The organism is Streptomyces kebangsaanensis, assembly GCF_001906585.1.
Classification (GTDB): domain Bacteria; phylum Actinomycetota; class Actinomycetes; order Streptomycetales; family Streptomycetaceae; genus Streptomyces; species Streptomyces kebangsaanensis.
Genome location: NZ_JUJA01000146.1, coordinates 93178 through 97643, shown reverse-complemented (window position 1 = coordinate 97643; position 4466 = coordinate 93178). Strand labels below are relative to the sequence as shown.

Genomic DNA, 4466 nt, shown 5'->3' with positions numbered 1-4466 from the left:
GATCGCCGTGGTCGCCGTCGGCGCGGGCGTCGGCGGCTACGCGCTGTTCGGCGGCGACGCCCAGGCCGAGGACCGGACGCGGTCCGCGGCGGACGGCCACCGCGAGGCGGTGAAGAGCGGACCGCTGTCGGCGACCGAGGTGCAGACCACGGCCGTACGGTTCCTGACCGCCTGGCAGCAGGGCAGGTCCGCCGAGGCGGCGGCCGCGACCAGCGACTCCGCGGCGGCCACCGCCCTGCTGACCGGCTACGCCAAGGACGCGCGCCTGAAGGACGTCACCCTCACCGCGGGCACCCGCAGCGGCGACAAGGTGCCGTTCTCCGTGAAGGCGACGGTGTCGTACGAGGGGAAGACCGAGCCGCTGGCGTACGACAGCTCGCTGACCGTCGTCCGGCGTGCCGCGGACGGGGAGCCGGTCGTCGACTGGCACGCCGCCGTCGTGCACCCCGAGCTGAAGGACGGCGACACCCTGGTCACCGGCGAGTCCGGCACCCCGCCGGTCAAGGCACTGGACCGGGACGGCGCCGAGATGACCACCGCCACGTACCCGTCGCTGGGTCCGGTCCTGGACGGGCTGCGCGAGAAGTACGGCGCGACGGCGGGCGGCAGGGCGGGCGTGGAGCTGCGCGTCGTCCGCGGCGAGGAGTCGAAGAAGGCGAAGCTGTCCGACAGGACGCTCCTGGAGCTGAGCAAGGGCACGCCGGGCACGGTGAAGACGACGCTGAGCCCGTCCCTGCAGGCGGCGGCCGAGCGGGAGGTGGCCCGGAAGGAGCGCGCCTCGGTGGTCGTGATGCGCCCGTCGACCGGTGAGATCCTCGCCGTGGCGAACAGCAACCGCAACTTCAACACGGCCTTCCAGGGTTCCCTCGCCCCCGGCTCCACGATGAAGGTCGTCACCGCGTCGCTGCTCATCGAGAAGGGCCTGGCCTCCGCCGACAAGCCGCACCCGTGCCCGAAGACGTTCACCTACGGCGGCTGGAAGTTCCACAACTACAAGAAGTCCGAGATCAAGAACGGCACGTTCAAGGCGAGCTTCGCCAGCTCCTGCAACACGGCCTTCATCAGCCAGGCGGAGAAGCTGAAGGACTCCGACCTGACGCAGCACTCCCAGCAGGTCTTCGGCCTGGGGCTGGGCGACTGGGCGATCGGGGTGCCGTCCTTCGACGGCGCGGTCCCGGTGCAGTCGGCGGCCCCGATGGCCGCCTCGCTCATCGGCCAGGGCGGGGTCCGGATGAACCCGCTGAACATGGCGTCGGTGGCCGCGACGGTCAAGGCGGGCGTCTTCCACCAGCCGTACCTGGTCTCGCCGTCCGTCGACAACCGCAAGCTGGCCACGGCCTCCCGCACGATGTCCGCGTCCGCGTTGTCCCAGCTGCGCGACCTGATGCGGTACACGGCCGCGTCCGGCACCGCCGCCGAGGCCATGGCCGGCCTCGGCCCGGACTACGGGGCGAAGACGGGCTCCGCCGAGGTCGACAACCAGAAGAAGCCCAACGGCTGGTTCACCGCCTACCGCGGCGACCTCGCCGCCGCGGGCGTCGTCCAGGCGGCGGGCACCGGCGGCGCGACGGCCGGCCCGATCGTGGCGGCGCTGCTGAAGGCGGGCGGCTGAGCCCGCCCCGGCGTCACGGGCGGGGCACCGAGGGCCCCGGGCGTCACCGGTGGGCGACGGCCGCCGCCGTCGCCGCCGCCCGGTAGGTCCGCCTCAGGAACCTGATCAGCACCCTGGTCTCGAACTGCACCACCGAGACCCCGTGCGCGGAGTGCAGCTCGACCACGGCCTGCACCCGCCCGCACGGCCACACCCGCACGTCACCGGTGCCGGCCGGCGCGCGCAGGCCCTGTTCGAGGAGCGACCGGGGGAAGGCCCACTCGCGCGCGCCGGGCAGGCCGATCCGCACCTCGCGCGGGTCCGCCAGGGGGTCGTAGCGCAGGACGACCGGGACGGCCACGTCCTCCTGGTCGTCCTGGGTGTCGTCCGTGAGTATGTGGGCGCGTGCGTACTGTTCGACTACCGGCATCGGACGACCCCTTACGCGGTGTACCTGTGCGGGACTGCGCTTTCCGCGCGCTTACCCTCTTCTCAATGTGGCACATTTCCTGAAATCCGCTTCTCGAACCTCCGGTCCTGCACCGATGCGCGCACTCCCCCGCACCGCCCTCGCTCTTGCGAAAGGTTCGCAACAAGCCACATCATCGAACGGTGCATGTGCCTGACGGATTCATCAACGCCCCCACTTCCGCCGTCACCGGAGTCGTCGCCGCCGGTGCCATCGCCGTGAGTCTGCGCGGTGCGCGCCGGGAACTCGACGAGCGGACCGCGCCGCTGGCCGGTCTCGTCGCGGCGTTCATCTTCGCCGTGCAGATGCTCAACTTCCCCGTCGCGGCGGGAACCAGCGGCCACCTCCTCGGCGGGGCGCTGGCCGCGATACTCGTGGGCCCCTGCACGGGGGTCCTGTGCGTCTCGGTCGTCCTGCTCATGCAGGGCATCCTCTTCGCCGACGGCGGGCTGACCGCGCTCGGCGTCAACATCACCGACATGGCGGTCGTCACCACGGTCGTCGCCTACGCCGTCTTCCGCGCCCTGGTGAAGCTGCTCCCGCGCGGCCGCCGCGCGGTCACCGTCGCCTCCTTCACCGCCGCCCTCGTCTCCGTCCCGGCCGCCGCCGTCGCCTTCACGCTGCTCTACGCGGTCGGCGGCACCACCGACGTCGCGATCGGCAAGGTCGCCACCGCCATGATCGGCGTGCACGTCCTCATCGGCCTCGGCGAGGCCGCGATCACCGCACTGACCGTCGGTGCCGTCATCGCCGTACGCCCGGACCTGGTGTACGGCGCGCGCGACCTCCGGCAGCGCCTGAAGCTGCGGGTGAACGGCGAACTCGTCGACGCCCCGGCCACCTCGGAGCCGGAGCCCGCCCCCGTCGCCGCCCGGTCCCGGCGCAAGCTGTGGATCACCGGCCTGGTCACCTCCCTGGTGCTCGCGGGCTTCGTCAGCTTCTACGCCTCCGCCAGCCCCGACGGCCTGGAGAAGGTCGCCCACGACCACGGCATCGACAAGACGGAGAAGGAGCACGCGTACGCCGACTCCCCGCTCGCCGACTACGGCGTGAAGGACGTCTCGGACGCCCGGCTGTCCGGCGGGCTCGCGGGCGTGATCGGCGTCGGGGCGACCGTCGTGGCGGGCAGCGGGGTCTTCTGGGTGGTCCGCAGGCGCCGTACGGCCGTGGAGTCCGCCGAGACCTCCGCGTCCTCCGCGTCCGCCCCGTCGTCCCAGGCCCTCTGACATGGGAGCGGATGGGGGCACCACCCACGCGTTCAGCAGTGGGGGAGCCCACCGGCTGTACCGGCACGGGCACTCCCCCGTGCACGCGCTGCCGCCGCACACCAAGCTCGCCGCGGCCTTCGCCTTCGTCGTGGTCGTGGTGTCGACGCCGCGGGAGGCGATGTGGGCGTTCGCCCTGTACGCCGTCCTGCTCGCGGTCGTCGCGTCCGTGGCCCGCGTGCCCGCCGGCTTCCTGCTCAAGCGGCTGCTGATCGAGGTGCCGTTCGTCGCGTTCGCGGTGCTGATGCCGTTCGTGGCGGAGGGCGGGCGGGTGGACGTCCTCGGGCTGTCGCTGAGCGTGAACGGCCTGTGGGGCGCCTGGAACGTGCTCGCCAAGGGCACCCTGGGCGTGGCCGCCTCGGTCCTGCTCGCCGCCACCACCGAGCTGCGGGAGCTGCTGCTGGGCCTGCAGCGCCTGAAGCTCCCCCCGCTGCTGGTGCAGATCGCCTCCTTCATGATCCGTTACGGCGACGTCATCACCGACGAGATGCGGCGGATGCGGATCGCCCGGGAGTCGCGCGGCTTCGAGGCGCGCGGGATCCGGCACTGGGGCGTGCTCGCCAAGTCCGCGGGCGCGCTGTTCGTCCGCTCCTACGAGCGCGGGGAGCGGGTCCACCTGGCCATGGTGAGCCGCGGGTACGCCGGTTCCATGCCGGTCATCGACGAGGTGACCGCGTCCCGGGCGCAGTGGTCGTACGCCCTGGCCCTCCCCTGCACCGCGCTCGTGGTGTGTCTGCTGGGATGGACGCTATGACAGCTTCTCCGTCTTCTCCGGTTTCTCCGTCTTCTCCGGCTTCTCTGGAGGTCTCCGGCCTCGCCTTCGCCTACCCCGACGGCCACCAGGCCCTGTTCGGCGTGGACTTCGGCATCGGGCGCGGGGAGCGGGTGGCGCTGCTCGGCCCGAACGGCGCCGGGAAGACCACCCTCGTGCTGCATCTGAACGGCATCCTGAGCGGCGGGACCGGCACGGTGACGGTGGCCGGGCTGCCGGTCGGGAAGAAGCACCTGGCCGAGATCCGGCAGAAGGTCGGCATCGTCTTCCAGGACCCGGACGACCAGCTGTTCATGCCGACCGTGCGGGAGGACGTGGCGTTCGGGCCGGCGGCGGCCGGGCTGAAGGGCCCGGAGCTGGAGCGGCGGG

The 4466-nt window shown here is 72.4% G+C and carries 5 protein-coding genes; 4 read left to right on the top strand and 1 reads right to left on the bottom strand.

Annotated features, from left to right (window positions below; genetic code table 11):
- Nucleotides 1–1612: penicillin-binding transpeptidase domain-containing protein (locus RH94_RS22825; RefSeq protein WP_234425970.1), on the top strand; the 1612-nt coding region annotated here is incomplete at its 5' end.
- 43 nt (nucleotides 1613–1655) lie between these two features.
- Here RH94_RS22825 and RH94_RS22820 read toward each other — a convergent pair.
- Nucleotides 1656–2021 carry an SsgA family sporulation/cell division regulator gene (locus RH94_RS22820; RefSeq protein ID WP_073949439.1) on the bottom strand — a complete coding sequence of 122 codons (366 nt, stop codon included), beginning with the start codon at nucleotides 2019–2021 and terminating at the stop codon, nucleotides 1656–1658.
- 182 nt (nucleotides 2022–2203) lie between these two features.
- On the opposite strand from RH94_RS22820, the gene RH94_RS22815 reads away from it, so the two are divergent.
- The 3 genes from RH94_RS22815 to RH94_RS44250 all read left to right on the top strand — a co-directional run.
- The gene (locus RH94_RS22815; RefSeq protein ID WP_073949437.1) at nucleotides 2204–3286 is read left to right on the top strand and encodes an energy-coupling factor ABC transporter permease; all 1083 of its coding nucleotides are present in this window, start codon (nucleotides 2204–2206) and stop codon (nucleotides 3284–3286) included.
- Between the two features lies 1 nt (nucleotide 3287).
- Entirely contained in the window at nucleotides 3288–4079 is a 792-nt protein-coding gene (gene cbiQ, locus RH94_RS22810) for a cobalt ECF transporter T component CbiQ (RefSeq protein WP_073949434.1), read from the top strand.
- Nucleotides 4067–4466 (top strand): energy-coupling factor ABC transporter ATP-binding protein (locus RH94_RS44250; protein WP_234425969.1); only part of this gene is annotated, 400 nt, incomplete at its 3' end. The genes cbiQ and RH94_RS44250, both read left to right, overlap by 13 nt.

Excerpts from the sequence above, each read along its gene's own strand:
- RH94_RS22820 (WP_073949439.1), bottom strand. The coding sequence starts at position 2,021 with ATGCCGGTAGTCGAACAGTACGCACGCGCCCACATACTCACGGACGAC.
- cbiQ (WP_073949434.1), top strand. The coding sequence starts at position 3,288 with ATGGGAGCGGATGGGGGCACCACCCACGCGTTCAGCAGTGGGGGAGCC.